Source organism: Hafnia psychrotolerans (assembly GCF_014639435.1).
In the GTDB taxonomy this organism is placed as follows: domain Bacteria; phylum Pseudomonadota; class Gammaproteobacteria; order Enterobacterales; family Enterobacteriaceae; genus Ewingella; species Ewingella psychrotolerans.
The window spans coordinates 462,556-479,062 of the sequence record NZ_BMFZ01000002.1 but is presented as its reverse complement, the minus strand read 5'-3'; the positions used below and the strand labels follow the sequence as shown (position 1 = coordinate 479,062).

11 protein-coding genes are annotated in these 16,507 nt (G+C 51.3%); 6 read left to right on the top strand and 5 right to left on the bottom strand.

Annotated features, from left to right (window positions below; genetic code table 11):
* Positions 1 to 23: 23 nt before the first annotated feature.
* Positions 24 to 2,303, top strand: coding sequence for an ATP-dependent Clp protease ATP-binding subunit ClpA (gene clpA, locus IEV89_RS05345; RefSeq protein ID WP_188471140.1), 2,280 nt, complete (start codon positions 24 to 26; stop codon positions 2,301 to 2,303).
* A 220-nt stretch (positions 2,304 to 2,523) separates the two neighbouring features.
* Here the strand turns inward: clpA and infA are convergent, their stop codons facing one another.
* From infA to trxB, 5 genes are all read right to left on the bottom strand, one after another.
* Positions 2,524 to 2,742, bottom strand: a complete 219-nt coding sequence (infA, locus tag IEV89_RS05340) for a translation initiation factor IF-1 (RefSeq protein ID WP_004244560.1) — start codon at positions 2,740 to 2,742, stop codon at positions 2,524 to 2,526.
* Positions 2,743 to 2,835: 93 nt separating this feature from the next.
* Positions 2,836 to 3,570: a leucyl/phenylalanyl-tRNA--protein transferase gene (aat, locus tag IEV89_RS05335; protein ID WP_188471138.1), complete on the bottom strand. Its 735-nt coding sequence runs from the start codon at positions 3,568 to 3,570 to the stop codon at positions 2,836 to 2,838.
* Between the two features lie 33 nt (positions 3,571 to 3,603).
* On the bottom strand, positions 3,604 to 5,322 hold the full coding sequence (gene cydC / locus IEV89_RS05330) for a heme ABC transporter ATP-binding protein/permease CydC (RefSeq protein ID WP_188471136.1): 1,719 nt from the start codon (positions 5,320 to 5,322) through the stop codon (positions 3,604 to 3,606).
* Positions 5,323 to 5,324: 2 nt separating this feature from the next.
* Positions 5,325 to 7,091 carry a heme ABC transporter permease/ATP-binding protein CydD gene (cydD, locus tag IEV89_RS05325; protein WP_188471134.1) on the bottom strand — a complete coding sequence of 589 codons (1,767 nt, stop codon included), beginning with the start codon at positions 7,089 to 7,091 and terminating at the stop codon, positions 5,325 to 5,327.
* A gap of 131 nt (positions 7,092 to 7,222) precedes the next feature.
* On the bottom strand, positions 7,223 to 8,191 hold the full coding sequence (gene trxB, locus IEV89_RS05320) for a thioredoxin-disulfide reductase (RefSeq protein ID WP_188471132.1): 969 nt from the start codon (positions 8,189 to 8,191) through the stop codon (positions 7,223 to 7,225).
* Between the two features lie 737 nt (positions 8,192 to 8,928).
* On the opposite strand from trxB, the gene lrp reads away from it, so the two are divergent.
* The 5 genes from lrp to serS all read left to right on the top strand — a co-directional run bounded on the left by lrp (position 8,929) and on the right by serS (position 16,477).
* A complete protein-coding gene (lrp, locus tag IEV89_RS05315) occupies positions 8,929 to 9,423 on the top strand; it encodes a leucine-responsive transcriptional regulator Lrp (RefSeq protein WP_013574775.1) in 495 nt (164 codons plus the stop codon).
* 121 nt (positions 9,424 to 9,544) lie between these two features.
* A complete protein-coding gene (locus tag IEV89_RS05310) occupies positions 9,545 to 12,925 on the top strand; it encodes a DNA translocase FtsK 4TM domain-containing protein (protein WP_188471130.1) in 3,381 nt (1,126 codons plus the stop codon).
* Positions 12,926 to 13,118: 193 nt separating this feature from the next.
* The gene (lolA, locus tag IEV89_RS05305) at positions 13,119 to 13,727 is read left to right on the top strand and encodes an outer membrane lipoprotein periplasmic chaperone LolA (RefSeq protein ID WP_188471124.1); all 609 of its coding nucleotides are present in this window, start codon (positions 13,119 to 13,121) and stop codon (positions 13,725 to 13,727) included.
* A gap of 7 nt (positions 13,728 to 13,734) precedes the next feature.
* Positions 13,735 to 15,078 (top strand): replication-associated recombination protein A, encoded by a 1,344-nt coding sequence (locus IEV89_RS05300; RefSeq protein ID WP_188471121.1) that lies wholly within the window; start codon positions 13,735 to 13,737, stop codon positions 15,076 to 15,078.
* Between the two features lie 106 nt (positions 15,079 to 15,184).
* Positions 15,185 to 16,477: a serine--tRNA ligase gene (gene serS, locus IEV89_RS05295; RefSeq protein ID WP_188471118.1), complete on the top strand. Its 1,293-nt coding sequence runs from the start codon at positions 15,185 to 15,187 to the stop codon at positions 16,475 to 16,477.
* Positions 16,478 to 16,507: the final 30 nt, after the last annotated feature.

Here is a 16,507-nt window from a genome sequence, read left to right as displayed (position 1 = left end):
GGCAATCTATTTGGGAGGTGCCTATGCTCAATCAAGAACTTGAACTCAGTCTCAACATGGCTTTCGCAAGAGCCCGTGAGCACCGGCATGAGTTTATGACCGTGGAGCACCTGCTGCTGGCGTTGCTTAGCAACCCGGCAGCCCGTGAAGCGCTTGAAGCTTGTACCGTTGACCTGGTGGCATTACGCCAGGAACTGGAAGCGTTCATCGAACAAACCACGCCCACCTTACCTGCAAGTGAAGAAGAGCGCGATACCCAGCCAACGCTGAGTTTCCAGCGCGTTCTTCAACGTGCGGTATTCCACGTTCAGTCTTCCGGCCGTAACGAAGTTTCTGGTGCCAATGTTCTGGTTGCTATCTTTAGCGAACAAGAATCCCAGGCCGCGTATCTGCTGCGTAAACATGACGTCAGTCGCCTTGATGTGGTGAATTTCATCTCTCATGGCACGCGTAAAGACGAATCGGGCCAGACGCCGAACAATGCTGAAAACCCAGTTAACGAAGAACAGTCGGCGGGGGAAGATCGTATGGAGAACTTCACCACTAATCTTAACCAGTTGGCGCGTGTGGGAGGGATCGATCCGCTGATTGGCCGTGACAAAGAACTGGAGCGCGCTATTCAGGTGCTTTGCCGTCGTCGTAAAAATAACCCGTTGCTGGTGGGTGAGTCCGGCGTGGGTAAAACCGCTATTGCTGAAGGTCTGGCATGGAGAATCGAGCAGGGCGATGTGCCGGAAGTCATTGCGGATTGTACCCTTTATTCTCTGGATATCGGTTCATTGCTGGCTGGCACTAAATATCGTGGCGATTTTGAAAAACGTTTCAAATCACTGCTTAAACAGCTCGAACAAGACAAAAACAGCATCCTGTTTATTGATGAGATCCATACTATCATCGGTGCAGGTGCGGCATCTGGTGGGCAAGTGGATGCGGCAAACCTGCTCAAACCGTTGCTTTCCAGCGGTAAAATCAGGGTTATCGGTTCTACGACTTATCAGGAATTCAGCAATATCTTCGAAAAAGACCGTGCTTTGGCACGTCGCTTCCAGAAGATTGATATCACAGAGCCTTCTGTTGAAGAAACTGTGCAGATCATCAACGGGCTGAAAACTAAATATGAAGCTCACCATGATGTGCGTTATACCGCAAAAGCAGTACGCGCGGCGGTTGAGCTGTCGGTCAAATACATCAATGATCGACACCTGCCGGACAAAGCCATCGACGTTATTGACGAAGCCGGCGCCCGCAGCCGGTTGATGCCGGTCAGCAAACGCAAGAAAACGGTTAACGTCAGCGATATCGAAAGCGTGGTAGCACGTATTGCACGTATTCCGGAAAAAACCGTCTCTTCAACGGATCGTGATGTGCTGAAAAACCTGAGTGATCGTCTGAAAATGCTGGTGTTCGGACAAGACCCTGCGATTGAAGTGCTGACAGAAGCGATCAAAATGAGTCGTGCTGGTTTGGGGCAGGATCACAAGCCGGTCGGTTCTTTCTTGTTCGCAGGTCCAACCGGTGTGGGTAAAACCGAAGTGACGGTTCAACTGGCAAAAGCGCTGGATATTGAACTGCTGCGCTTTGATATGTCGGAATACATGGAGCGTCATACGGTCAGCCGTTTGATTGGCGCACCTCCGGGCTATGTCGGTTTTGATCAAGGTGGCTTGCTCACCGATGCGGTTCTCAAGCATCCGCATTCTGTCGTACTGCTGGATGAAATAGAGAAAGCGCATCCTGATGTTTTCAACCTGCTATTACAGGTGATGGATAACGGTACGCTGACCGATAACAATGGCCGTAAAGCAGACTTCCGCAACGTTATTCTGGTGATGACCACGAATGCTGGCGTTCGTGAAACTGAACGTAAATCGATTGGTCTGGTGCATCAGGATAACAGCCCGGATGCGATGGATGAGATCAAGAAGGTATTTACGCCAGAGTTCCGTAACCGCCTGGATAATGTGATCTGGTTCAACCACTTGTCTACCGAAGTGATTCAGCAGGTTGTAGATAAATTTATCGTCGAACTGCAGGCGCAGCTAGATGCGAAGGGCGTTTCGCTGGAAGTCAGCGACGAAGCGCGTAACTGGTTGACGGTCAAAGGCTACGACAAGGCGATGGGCGCACGTCCAATGACCCGTGCCGTACAGGAGAACCTGAAGAAACCATTAGCTAACGAATTGCTGTTTGGTTCGCTGGTTGACGGTGGCTCAGTCTCTGTTGAGCTCGATAAGAGCGCGGATAAACTGACGTACCATTTCATGAGCGCGCAAAAGAAAAAAGCGGAAGGCGCTGTGCATTAAGCAGTAGCTGATAACGTAAAAGTGAAAAAGGCGATGATATCATCGCCTTTTTTATGCCTGCGAGTGAGGAGAGCAGGGTCACTGGCTGGGGATACAAAGCAGGGACACTTTGCATAAACGCCAAATTTCGGATACCACAAAACGCCCTTGCAACGGCAGGAAGGGCGAAAAGGGTATCCTCAGGTATCGCCAGAAAAATCAGCGATGAGTGAGCTGTTTATTAGCGGCTACGGAAGATAATGCGGCCTTTGCTCAGGTCGTAAGGGGTCAGCTCGACAGTAACCTTGTCGCCCGTCAGGATGCGGATGTAGTTCTTACGCATTTTACCGGAGATGTGTGCAGTAACTACGTGACCGTTTTCCAATTCAACGCGGAACATAGTGTTTGGCAGCGTATCAAGTACGGTGCCCTGCATTTCAATATTGTCTTCTTTGGCCATCGAATCCTCTAGGTCTAACTACCATAGTTTTTAACCGGCAAGATAATGCCGAAAAACCCACATTATGTAAAGAAATATGGACCACCACCGCATCTATTCCCTATCCCTTGGGACTATCGGCAGGTCTTCATAACGTGGGGATAAGTCTTGGGGCAGCCAGCATTCCGGTGGTAATTGATGCTTTGAAAGCCGGGAAAGCAGCTGCAAAAATTGGCGGCGGGGGATCTCTCTCGCACCCAGCGACGCAGTGTGAGGGTTGAGCACCTGACAGTCAATCAGTTCTCCGCCATAGTGGGTAAAATGTTGGCAAAAAATCATCACGGCACATTTTGATGCATTGATCTGGCGGCTAAACATCGACTCACCACAAAAGAGGCTCCCCACACTCACCCCGTACATACCGCCAATGAGCTCATCACCTGACCAGACTTCAACCGACTGCGCATGGCCTGACTCATGCAGATCCTGGTAGCCATGTTTTACCAATTGACCAATCCAGGTGCCTTCCGAACGTTGCTGAGCACAGGCATGGACTACATCGGCAAACGCACGGTTGAGGGTGAAGCGATAGGGCTCCTGACGCATAAAACGGCGCAGACTGCGGCTAACGTGCCGTTCAGGTGGAAAGAGAACAGCGCGCGGGTCTGGTGACCACCAGAGGATCATTTCGCCAGGATCAAACCACGGAAATATACCCTGATAGTAAGCGGAAAGCAGGCGTGGCTGAGTTAAATCTCCGCCTATTGCCAGCAGCCCGTTAGGTTCCTGTAAAGCCATTTCTGGCTCTGGAAAGTTGACCGAGTTTGCCTCGAGTTTAACTAACTGCATATCAAGCTTTGCTCATCTTTTGCCGAAAGTTGATTAACCACGTATGCGAAAACGGGCATAGCGACCTGCAAGGCTCATCAGGGTCTGGTGGTCGCCCTGCTCGACGATTCGACCTTCTTCCATCACGCAGATCTTATCCATCTTTTCAAGGGAATATAAGCGATGGGTGACGAGTATCAGCGTCTTGCCCAGACAATGTTTGCGCAGCAGCGCAAGAATATGGCGCTCGGTTTCAGCATCCAGGCCCTCTGTGGGCTCGTCCAGCAGCCACAGCGGCGCGTTATGCAATAAACCGCGTGCTAGCCCAAGTCGGCGCTGTTCGCCGCCAGAGAGCTGCCTGCCGCCCTCTCCAAGCCAGGCGTTTAGCCCTTCACCTTCAAGCAGTGTATGTAAATCAACCGCTTCCAGTGCCGACACCAATTCAGCATCGCTGCTGTGTGGTGATGCCATCCGCAGGTTTTCACGCAGTGTATTATTGAAAATATGCACCCGTTGACTGACCACAGTCATCATTTGGCGCAGAGTTGATTCAGCATAGTCGGCCAGCGGCTGGTCGTTGAGCTTGATGCTGCCGTCGGCATCCCATGCACGGGTCAGCAGTTGTAGCAGTGTCGATTTACCACAGCCGGTCTGGCCCAGTAAAGCGACGTGTTCGCCTGCATTGACATGTAGATCAATGTGTTTGAGCACCGGCAACGGCTGGCCCGGATAAGTGAAATTAAGTCCGTCGATGTGCAAGGTTGCATGATCTTGCGCCGAAGCACCCCGCGACGGGAAGGTAACCAGCGGCTGCTGCTCAATCACTTGACTAACACGTTGTGCAGAGGCAGTGACCTGCCCGAGATGCTGAAAGGCAGCCGCAACCGGTCCAAGCGCCTCAAAGGCAGCCAAGGGCGTGAAGACAAACAGGGCAATCAGTGCACCGGGCTGAGTCAATGGGCCGAACCCGCCTGCGGCCAGCCACAACATCAGCGTCACAGTCAGTCCCGCGCAGGCTATGATCATCGCCTGTGCGAGTCCTGAGAGCTTTGCTTGCTGCTGTTGACGCTCCATCCAGTGATGCTCAATGTTATCCAGCGTCTGGCGAAACCGTGTCTGCGCCCCAAACACCACCAGCTCTGCCTGGCCTTGTAACCAGGCGTTCAATTGTGTGCGGTAGGTTCCACGTAGACGGGTCAACTCACGGCCAATGGGTTGTCCTGCATAGTAAAAAATAATCGGCAACAACAACATAAGCGCCATCATTATCGCGCCAAGCGTCAGTGCAAGATTAAGGTCCAGATAGCTGAGTCCGAAGGTGACGACTAAAATAACCACCAGCGCGCTGATCAGCGGAGAGATGACCCGCAGATAAAGGTGGTCGAGGGTGTCAACATCGGCCACCAGACGATTAAGCAAATCTGCCTGACGGTAACGGGCAATGCCACCTGGCGATAACGGCATGATTTTCGTAAAAGTAAATATGCGCAGATGAGCGAGAACACGGAAAGTGGCATCGTGGCTGACCAAACGTTCAGCGTAGCGCCCGGCGGTGCGGAAAATAGCTGCACCGCGCACGCCTGCGGCCGGCAGCATGTAGTTGAACGTATATAAACCGGCTAAACCTGCGACGGCCGAAGCGGCAAGGAACCAACCGGACAGCGTCAGCAACCCGATGCTGGCAAGTAGGGTGACAATGGCCAGAATGATGCCCAATGACAGCCGTAACCAGTGACGACGGTATAGCGCGAGATAGGGCAGTAGAATTTTCACGATTAAACCTCCTGACTGCGCTGAGCGAGTAAACGGGAGAACGCGCCGTTTTGCGCCACTAACTGTGGGTAGTTACCCTGTTCGATCAACAGACCTTTATCCATCACCCAAATGACATCGTAATGTGCGGTGTCTTCTAATTGATGCGTAACGAGAAGGGTAGTTTGTGACTGAGAGGCTTCAGTCAACGCATGCATCACGCGTTTTTCACTATGGGCATCAAGGCTTGCAGTCGGTTCATCTAACAGCAATAGCTGACACGGTGAAAGCAGGGCTCGGGCTACGGCAACTCTTTGTGCCTGTCCGACGGACAGACGTGCTGCGTCATCGCCAAGTTCGGTATCCAGTCCTTGTGGCAGCAGGGCTAAAAACTCACTGACATAGGCGCGCTCAATGGCCGAATGGAGCTGCAACTTGCTGGCATCAGGCTGATTTAACAGTATGTTGGCACGCAAGGTTTGTTCTGGGAGATGTGGATTTTGTCCGACCCAGCCAAGATGTTGATGCCAGTCACTGCGGCGAATGTCATGCAATTCACAGCCGTCAACCTGCAATGAGCCCCGATAGGGCAAGAACCCCAACAGTGCATTGAGCAGTGAACTTTTCCCCGCACCGCTCAGGCCAACGATGGCGACACGGGTACCTTCGGGCAGGTCAAAATTGAGAGGCCCGGCCAGCGTTTTACCCTCAGGCGAACAGACAATCAGATCTTTGGCCGAAAGAGATACTGGCTTCTGGCTATGCCAGCTTTGCGTGCCTTGCCCCTGGCTTTCGCCCTCTGTACTGAGAAACGTCAGCAGACTCTCTGCAGCGCCTACGGCCTGCGCTTTGGCATGATAAAACGCCCCGAGGTCACGCAGTGGCTGGAAAAATTCTGGAGCCAGAATCAGTACCAGGAAGCCGGCGAACAGAGTCACGGGTGTACCGTAGCTGCCGAAATTCAATTCACCCAGAAACGAAAACCCAAAATAGACTGCGACGACGGCAATGGCGAGGGAAGCAAAGAACTCAAGCACGGCGGAAGATAAAAATGCTAAACGCAGTACGTCCATGGTTCTGGCACGGAAGTTTTCGGTGGATCGGGCGATCTGCTTGGTTTCGGCCTGTGCGCGGTGGAACAGACGCAGGGTATCAAGACCTCGAAGGCTGTCGAGAAAATTGCCACTGAGGCGGGCGAGAGCCGTAAAGTTACGGCGGTTGGCATCGGCAGCCCCCATACCAACCAGTGCCATAAAGATAGGAATGAGTGGCGCTGTGACCAGAAGGATCATACCGGCGGCCCAGTTGATCGGGAAGATACTGACTAAAATGAGTAGCGGGATAATCCCTGCTAAAGCGATTTGCGGCAGATAGCGCCCGTAATAGTCCTGCATCTCTTCGATTTGCTCGAGGATAATGGTTGCCCAGCTTCCGGCCGGTTTACCTTGAATCCATGCTGGTCCTAGCCTCTCCAGCCGGTCTAGTACCAGTTTACGCATCTCCTGACGGATGATTTTCCCGCAGATAAAACCGACCTGTTCGCGTGACCAGGTCACCACGGCGCGTAGAATAAAAGTCAGTGCCAGGAACAGAAAACTTTGCAGCAGTGCTTCGCGCGGAGTGTGTTGAATAATAAGACTGTGTAGTAATCCGGCCATTAACCAGGCTTGAACAAGAATCAAGAAACCTGAGAGTAAACCGAGCATCATCGACAGGCGTATCCAGCCTTTAGCACGAGAGCTTTGTTGCTTTAACCAGCGGGTCAGTTCTTGTTGTCGTGTTTTATTCATCAGGCAATCAGTCTGCGCAGCAATACGGATGGGAGGCCGCTCATGTTACATGCTCAGATTAAAAACTGAAAACAATAAGGCGGCAATTAAGCCGCCTTATTGTTTATGTGGATACTCGGTGAGCAGAGTGCTTATAAATCTGGAGCCTGAGATAGGCCGTCCAGATAACGCTCAGCGTCCAGGGCCGCCATACAACCCGAACCGGCAGAGGTGATTGCCTGACGGTAGATGTGGTCCATCACATCGCCTGCGGCGAAGACGCCAGGAATGCTGGTCTGTGTCGCATTGCCATGAATACCTGATTGCACTTTGATGTAGCCATTTTCCAGCGCGAGTTGACCGTCAAAAATCGCGGTGTTCGGGCTGTGGCCGATAGCAATGAATACACCGGCAACGTCCAGTCTGTTCAGCTCATCAGTACGCGCATCACGCAGGTTCGCTCCGGTCACACCCATCTGGTCGCCCAGAACTTCATCCAGCGTTTTATTGGTATGCAAAACAATGTTACCGCTTTTGGTTTTTTCGTTCAGGCGGTCAATCAGAATTTTTTCTGCACGAAAACTGTCACGTCGGTGGACGAGATGCACTTCTTCGGCGATGTTCGCCAGATATAGTGCTTCTTCAACGGCGGTATTACCTCCACCGATCACTGCGACTTTCTGGTTGCGGTAGAAAAAACCATCGCAGGTTGCACAGGCCGAGACGCCTTTACCTTTGAAAGCCTCTTCGGATGGCAAGCCAATGTAGCGGGCGGAAGCACCGGTGGCGATAATCAGCGCATCGCAGGTGTACTCTTCTCTGTCACCGAATAAGCGGAAAGGACGGTTTTGTAAATCAACTTTATTGATATGGTCGAAAATGATTTCGGTGTTAAATTTCGCCGCGTGTTCGTACATACGATCCATCAAGCCAGGACCTGTCAGGCCTTCCGGATCACCCGGCCAGTTTTCAACTTCGGTGGTGGTGGTCAACTGCCCGCCTTTTTCCATGCCAGTAATTAACACCGGGTTCAGGTTGGCGCGGGCAGCATAAACCGCTGCGGTATAACCAGCAGGTCCTGAGCCTAAAATCAATAATTTACTGTGTTTAACCGTACTCATGAGCAATTCATCTCCGTGATGGCGACTAGCAATGAAATGATTGTAGGGAAAAGCGTGCGGTAAAAAAAGCAAACTCAGATGTTGTTAGCGATTTGTCTGATAGTTTTTACTTTTAAAACCGCGTAAAAAACATCTTTTGCTCGGTGTTGTGCCAGGTAGTCGATTGATGGGCCGAGAAATATGATGCCGCATGTGGTGAAGGTTGGGCTTGTTTGTTGTCAATAGGGTGTGGCTTTTTCTCAAAAAAGCCCTGCTTCTTACAGGGCTTAGCGCGGGAAATTCATCTCATTGTTTTGTTATTATTTGTCCGAAGAAAGATAGCCAAAAAGGGTGCTGTGCCTTTTCAATCTGGCACGTTCTTCTGATTTTGCTTCTTTTACTTTGACAATCCGCTGTGCATTTGCGAAAACATCTGGGGACGAAGAAATTAATCGCCTGCCTGTGACTTGAAATTATACGATCAGCTGCTACCGGACTCGTTCGGGATTATGCATCGTTGGTTTTTTCTTGGGCAGGATTTAGTGAAAACAGCTGGCTTTATGCAAGCTAATAATTTCACAGCATTATTTTTTCGGCATCCGGTCACTGAGCGCGTTTTCTTTCGACAGGGGACGAATGCGTTCACACAGGGTGCTAAAACCTATAACAATCAGGTCTTCGCTTGGGACAAACCCTGACACATTGAAGTTGGCTAGGGTATGGCAGGTGCATGGAAGGACAGCAGAGAGACAATAATAATGGTAGACAACAAAAAACGTCCGGGAAAAGATCTCGATCGTATTGACCGTAACATCCTCAACGAATTGCAAAAGGATGGCCGGATTTCAAACGTCGAGCTTTCCAAACGTGTGGGATTATCTCCAACGCCGTGTCTGGAGCGCGTTCGTCGTTTAGAACGCCAGGGTTTCATCAACGGTTATACTGCGTTGCTCAATCCACATTATTTGGATGCGTCGCTCCTGGTGTTTGTTGAAATAACACTTAACCGTGGTGCGCCGGATGTGTTTGAGCAATTCAATGCTGCAGTGCAAAAACTTGAAGATATTCAGGAGTGTCATTTGGTTTCTGGGGACTTTGACTATTTGTTGAAAACCCGCGTACCTGATATGTCCGCTTACCGTAAACTGTTAGGAGAGACTTTACTTCGTCTGCCGGGCGTCAACGACACCCGCACCTATGTGGTGATGGAAGAAGTAAAACAAACTAATCGACTGGTTATAAAGACCCGGTAAAGGTTCAGGTGCAAAACCTTATAAAGTTAGCTACACTCCTGTGTATCTATACAGCTCTGGCGCCGAGGCCCGTTCTCGGCGCTATTGTTTTTTCAGCCCACAGGAACCTGGAGAGCCTTTCTTGAGCCAGGAATATACAGAAGATAAAGACGTTACCTTGAAGAAACTAAGCAGTAGTCGCCGTGTATTGGAGGCTGTGTTAGTTGTGGTAGCCGTTTTCGCCGTTTACCTTATCGCGGCATTGGTGAGTTTTGATCCGTCAGATCCGAGCTGGTCGCAGACCGCATGGCATGGGCCTATTCATAATTGGGGCGGGGCGGTTGGGGCCTGGATGGCCGATACCTTATTCTTCGTCTTTGGCGTATTTGCTTATGCTATTCCGCCTATCATGCTTAGCTTGTGTTGGGCAGCATTTAGCCAGCGTAATAATCAAGATCACGTCGATTATTTCTCTTTATCGCTGCGTCTTATCGGGACGTTGGCGCTTATCCTCACGTCTTGTGGATTAGCATCCTTTAATATCGATGACCTCTATTACTTCGCCTCTGGCGGCGTGATTGGTAGTTTGTTAGCGACGGCCATGACGCCGTGGTTTAACAATGTCGGAGCCACGATGGCGCTTCTTTGCATATGGGCCGCAGGCTTAACGTTGTTTACCGGCTGGTCGTGGTTGACGATTGCAGAGAAAATTGGCGGAGCGGTACTGGGTGTTACTAACTTTATGACCAATCGTTCGCGCCGTGATGACGATGAAGACTATGATGATCGCCATGAGCACGAACTTGATGTTAATGATGTGCATGACGATCCACTGCTCGATAGTGATTATGTGCCTTCAGATGCTGCGCGTGCGATGGCATCAAGCACTCCGACTGGTATGGAGGTAGAAGACGACGATGTGTTGCTCTCCGCGTCGTCACTCCATGAGAATAAGGATGAGAATGCAGCCTCGCCAGAAGATGTCACTTCCGCTGAGCAAATCCCGGCTGAAATGAGTCCATCTCCTACGCCTGTGCACATTCCTGCGCCGGACGCGACCATTGCACCGCCACCGCCGTTATACAGTTTTGAGATCCCACAAGAAGCCGTTGCTCCACAGCAACCTGCTCCTCATTCAGAGTATGACAAGGATGAGCCGCGTCTGGGTAACTGGAATGCGAATGTTGATCCGATCTCTGAGCGTTCACCGTTTGATTTCAGCACCGCGCAGCGTGACAGCAGCGTTGCCGCTACGGCGGCACTGGCAACCGGGCTGGCACAGGCCGGACAATCAACCACATCGGCAACCAATACCTTTATGCCAGCGTTCAGCGCTGTCAGTGATGGCAATTCGCAAATCAAAAAAGGGGTTGGGCCTGAATTACCGCGTCCTAATCCGGTGCGTATCCCTACGCGCCGTGAACTGGCATCTTATGGTATCAAATTACCTTCCCAGAGGATGATAGAGCAGCAGGAGCAGGTGGCTGCGCAGGTTCCATCCGCAACGGATAGCGATAACGATCAGGCACTGCAAGAAGCCGCACTGCGTCAACAGTTTGCCCAACAGCAAAGCCAGCGTTATAGCGAAGAACATGTCGCCGCTGAGCAGGATGAAGATGCCGAACTGCAGGAAGCTGCGCTGCGTCAGGCTTTCTCTGCCCGCGAGCAGAACCGCTATCAGCAGGAGCCAATAGATTCCGTGCCTTATCAGGAGCGAGTATTCTCACCGGCACAGTCCGCTTCTGAGGCTCTGGCGACGGCGGCAAAGAACCTCAGTACGCATGATGTATTCACCTCATCGCCAATGGCTGATTTAGTGGATGACACGCCTTCGGAACCGATGTTTACGCTGTCACCACAGAAAGATGATGAGCCTGAAGTGCCAACTTTTGGACAGTCTGCACACCGACCTTCTCATGCGCCCGTTGAGGCTATTGAGCAGTACCAAGCGCCGGAACAATCTCCGGTGGCTCAGCCGAATATGGACAGCTTGATCCATCCGTTCCTGATGCGAAATGAACAGCCACTGGCCAAACCGACTACGCCGCTACCCTCACTGGATTTACTGACCTCTCCACCGGTTGAGTCTGAGCCGGTCGATGAGTTTGCGTTGGAACAGATGGGCAATTTGATCGAAGCTCGTCTTAACGATTACCGAATTAAAGCTGACGTCGTGGGCCGCCAGCCTGGTCCAGTGATCACTCGTTTTGAACTTGATCTGGCTCCGGGTGTTAAAGCAGCACGTATTTCCAATCTGTCACGTGACTTGGCCCGATCTTTGTCCGCTGTGGCGGTCCGCATCGTCGAGGTTATACCGGGTAAGCCTTATGTTGGTTTGGAATTACCCAATAAGAAACGTCAGACTGTGTACTTGCGAGAAGTGCTCGATTGTCCGAAATTCAAAGACAGTCCTTCACCACTGACTATCGTACTGGGTAAAGATATCTCCGGTGAGCCTGTTGTGGCTGATCTGGCGAAAATGCCACATTTGCTGGTGGCGGGTACAACCGGTTCTGGTAAGTCTGTCGGCGTTAATGCCATGATCATCAGCATGCTTTATAAAGCCACGCCGGAAGAAGTGCGCTTCATTATGATCGACCCGAAAATGCTCGAGTTGTCCGTCTATGAAGGCATTCCGCATTTGCTGACTGAAGTGGTCACCGATATGAAAGATGCGGCCAATGCGCTGCGCTGGTGTGTCGGTGAAATGGAGCGTCGTTACAAGCTGATGTCTGCACTGGGCGTGCGTAACCTTGCTGGTTACAACGAGCGCGTGGAACAGGCCGAAGCCATGGGACGCCCAATTCCTGATCCGTTCTGGAAACCGGGTGATGGCATGGCCGCTGAGCCGCCGTTCCTCGGAAAAGAGCCGTTTATTGTGGTGCTGGTGGACGAGTTTGCCGATCTGATGATGACGGTGGGCAAAAAAGTTGAAGAATTGATTGCACGTCTGGCGCAGAAAGCGCGTGCGGCGGGTATTCATCTGGTGCTTGCAACCCAGCGTCCGTCGGTGGATGTTATCACCGGCCTGATCAAAGCCAACATCCCTACCCGCATTGCGTTTACGGTTTCGAGCAAAATTGACTCACGTACCATCCTTGATCAGGGCGGTGCCGAGTCCTTGCTGGGAATGGGGGACATGCTGTATATGGCACCTAACTCCTCGATACCTGTACGTGTTCACGGCGCTTTTGTCCGCGACCAGGAAGTGCATGCGGTGGTTCAGGATTGGAAAGCCCGCGGTCGTCCAAAATATATTGAAAGCATCATCTCAGGTGGTGAAGAGGGAGACGGTAGTGGTCTGGGTCTCGATAGCGAAGAAGAACTGGATGCTCTGTTTGATCAGGCTGTAGCCTTCGTGGTGGATAAGCGTCGAGCTTCAATATCAGGCGTTCAGCGTCAGTTCCGCATCGGTTACAACCGTGCGGCGCGCATCGTTGAGCAGATGGAAGCACAAGGCATTGTCAGTGTGCCGGGCCATAATGGTAACCGGGAAGTGTTAGCGCCTCCTTCTCACGAATAAACGTCGGCAAAGCCAGCGAGTCACAAAGGACCGCCGTGGCGGTCCTTTGTGCAAAGAAGCGTAAACCGCAAGCTTTTCAGACGAATGAGCTACCTTTGTGCGCCAGCCTCGGCTAGAGTTCGCAACATGCGTCTTTCGCTATGTGCGCAGGGCAACGTCTTAGCCGCAATAGATTTCTGAGGTAAGTATAAGAATGAAAAAATTGTTAGTAGTAGGTTGTTTACTGACTGCATTGACTTCCACATCGGTATTCGCCGATGCCAGCAGTGACTTGAAAAGCCGTCTCGGCAAACTCAATACGTTCCATGCCAGTTTCACCCAAACGGTCACCAGTGATGGGGCTGCCGTTCAGCAGGGCGAAGGCGAGCTGTGGGTTAAACGTCCAAACTTATTCAACTGGCACATGACGTCACCGGATGAAAGTATCCTGGTCTCGGATGGCAAAACTCTGTGGTTCTATAACCCATTTGTCGAACAAGTGACTGCAACCTGGCTGAAAAATGCCACCGGTAACACGCCGTTTATGCTGATCACCCGCAACGACAGTAGTGACTGGTCAAAATATAATATCAAACAGAAAGGCGATGATTTCGAATTAACGCCGAAAGCAACAACCGGTAATCTTAAGCAGTTCACCATTAACGTTACGCCTACTGGCACCATTAAGAGCTTTACTGCGGTTGAGCAAGATGGTCAGAAAAGTGCATATAGCCTGAAAGGCCAGCAAAATTCGTCGGTTGATGATGCTAAATTTAAATTTACACCGCCGAAAGGTGTGACGGTGGACGATCAGCGCCAGTGAGGTCCCTTTGAGTAATCTGTCACTCGATTTTTCCCACAACGAGTTCCAGCCACTGGCCGCGAGAATGCGGCCAGTTTCTCTTGCAGAGTATATTGGTCAGCAACATCTTTTGGCACCGGGTAAACCACTGCCTCGCGCAATAGAAGCGGGGCAGTTGCATTCGATGATCCTCTGGGGACCACCGGGAACGGGGAAAACGACGCTGGCAGAACTTATTGGGCGTTACGCTAGCGCAGATGTTGAACGCATCTCGGCCGTGACCTCAGGTATTAAAGAGATTCGCGAAGCCATCGAGCGCGCGCGGCAAAACCGTGATGCGGGTAGGCGTACCATACTGTTTGTGGATGAAGTGCACCGGTTCAACAAAAGCCAGCAGGATGCTTTCCTGCCGCACATAGAAGATGGCACCATCACTTTTATTGGTGCCACCACAGAAAACCCCTCTTTTGAACTGAACTCCGCGCTGCTTTCCCGTGCGCGAGTCTATTTGCTTAAGTCCCTGACGGCTGAAGATATAGAGAAAGTCATTGATCAGGCGTTAACCAATAAAGAGCGCGGTTACGCCGACCAAAAGATTGTGGTCCCAGATGAAACCCGCCGTATGCTTTCCGAACTGGTGAATGGCGATGCTCGCCGCGCGCTGAATAGCATCGAAATGATGGCTGATATGGCTGAAATTGATGCCAAGGGCGTTCGCACATTAACCCCAGCACTGCTGACCGAGATTGCCGGTGAACGCAGTGCGCGTTTTGATAACAAAGGCGATCGTTACTATGATCTGATCTCTGCGTTGCACAAATCCGTACGTGGCTCCTCGCCGGATGCGGCGCTTTACTGGTATGCGCGCATTATTACAGCGGGAGGCGATCCGTTGTATGTTGCCCGCCGTTTGCTGGCGATTGCCTCAGAGGATGTGGGGAATGCCGATCCCCGCGCTATGCAAGTTGCCATTTCCGCCTGGGATTGTTTTACCCGTGTCGGTCCGGCAGAAGGTGAGCGGGCTATCGCCCAAGCGATCGTCTATCTGGCCTGCGCACCAAAAAGCAATGCGGTCTACACCGCGTTCAAAGCTGCAATGAGGGACGCCCGTGAACAGTCAGACTATGACGTGCCTGAGCATTTACGTAACGCACCAACAAAACTGATGAAAGAAATGGGGCTGGGTGCGGAATACCGTTACGCCCATGATGAAACCAACGCCTATGCTGCTGGTGAGAACTACTTCCCGCCGCAAATGGCGAAAACGCAGTACTATTATCCATCATCTCGCGGGCTGGAAGGCAAGATCGGCGAAAAGCTGGCATGGTTGACTGAACAAGATCAAAATAGCCCGACAAAACGCTACCGCTAATTTTACTCTTGCGGTAAGGTGACTTCTGGTAACTCTTTGACATGCCGCCTGTTCAGGTGGTGTGCTTAATCTAATTTATAAACAAAACGACACGTACAGGATTAGCATGCTCGATCCCAATTTACTGCGCAATGAGCTAGACGCAGTTGCAGAAAAACTCGCTCGCAGAGGTTTTAAACTCGATGTGGAAACGCTGCGTTCTCAGGAAGAACGTCGCAAAGTCTTGCAGGTAGAAACGGAAGCTCTCCAGGCTGAACGCAATGCTCGATCGAAATCTATTGGTCAAGCTAAAGCGCGTGGCGAAGACATCGAGCCCCTGCGTCAGGAAGTGAATACGCTGGGTGAGAGACTGGATGCTGCGAAGGCAGAGTTGGATATGTTGCAAAATGAAATTCGCAACATTGCTTCCGCTATTCCGAATTTGCCGGACGATTCCGTTCCTGGCGGTAAAGACGAAAATGATAATCAGGAAGTTAGCCGCTGGGGTACACCCCGTCAGTATGATTTCGAAGTGCGCGATCACGTATCACTGGGTGAAATGTCTGGTGGTTTGGATTTTGCTGCTGCCGTCAAGCTGACCGGTTCACGCTTCGTTGTGATGAAAGGGCAGATTGCACGTATGCATCGTGCATTATCACAGTTCATGCTGGACCTGCACACAGAGCAGCACGGCTATCTTGAGGCTTACGTACCGTATCTGGTGAATCACGATACGCTTTACGGCACAGGCCAGTTGCCGAAGTTTGGTGAGGACTTGTTCCACACTAAACCGCTAGATGAAGAAGCGGAAAGCAGCCATTATGCGTTGATCCCAACCGCAGAAGTTCCGTTGACCAACCTGGTGCGTGATGAAATTCTTGAAGAGGAGTCTTTGCCACTGAAAATGACCGCCCATACACCATGCTTCCGTTCTGAAGCCGGTTCATATGGTCGTGATACTCGTGGTCTGATCCGCATGCACCAGTTCGATAAAGTCGAGATGGTACAGATTGTTCGTCCTGAAGATTCCATGCAGGCGCTGGAAGAATTGACTGGCCATGCCGAGAAAGTGCTCCAGTTGTTGAATCTGCCATACCGAAAAATGTTGCTGTGTACCGGTGATATGGGCTTTGGCTCTGCTAAAACCTACGACCTGGAAGTGTGGTTGCCGGCGCAGAATACCTACCGTGAAATTTCTTCATGCTCAAATATGTGGGATTTCCAGGCACGACGCATGCAGGCACGCTGTCGCAGTAAAACCGAGAAAAAACCGCGTCTGGTCCATACCCTGAACGGTTCTGGTTTGGCCGTAGGCCGTACTCTGGTTGCCGTGCTGGAAAATTACCAGCAGGCCGATGGCCGTATTGAGGTTCCGGAAGTTCTGCGACCTTACATGCGTGGTTTAGAATATATCGGCTAAAAGCGCTATGTATTCTATAATATATCGAAA

Coding starts and splice junctions, on each gene's coding strand:
- lrp (WP_013574775.1), top strand. CDS start 8,929: ATGGTAGACAACAAAAAACGTCCGGGAAAAGATCTCGATCGTATTGAC.
- lolA (WP_188471124.1), top strand. CDS start 13,119: ATGAAAAAATTGTTAGTAGTAGGTTGTTTACTGACTGCATTGACTTCC.
- clpA (WP_188471140.1), top strand. CDS start 24: ATGCTCAATCAAGAACTTGAACTCAGTCTCAACATGGCTTTCGCAAGA.
- infA (WP_004244560.1), bottom strand. CDS start 2,742: ATGGCCAAAGAAGACAATATTGAAATGCAGGGCACCGTACTTGATACG.
- aat (WP_188471138.1), bottom strand. CDS start 3,570: ATGCAGTTAGTTAAACTCGAGGCAAACTCGGTCAACTTTCCAGAGCCA.
- cydD (WP_188471134.1), bottom strand. CDS start 7,091: ATGAATAAAACACGACAACAAGAACTGACCCGCTGGTTAAAGCAACAA.
- serS (WP_188471118.1), top strand. CDS start 15,185: ATGCTCGATCCCAATTTACTGCGCAATGAGCTAGACGCAGTTGCAGAA.
- trxB (WP_188471132.1), bottom strand. CDS start 8,191: ATGAGTACGGTTAAACACAGTAAATTATTGATTTTAGGCTCAGGACCT.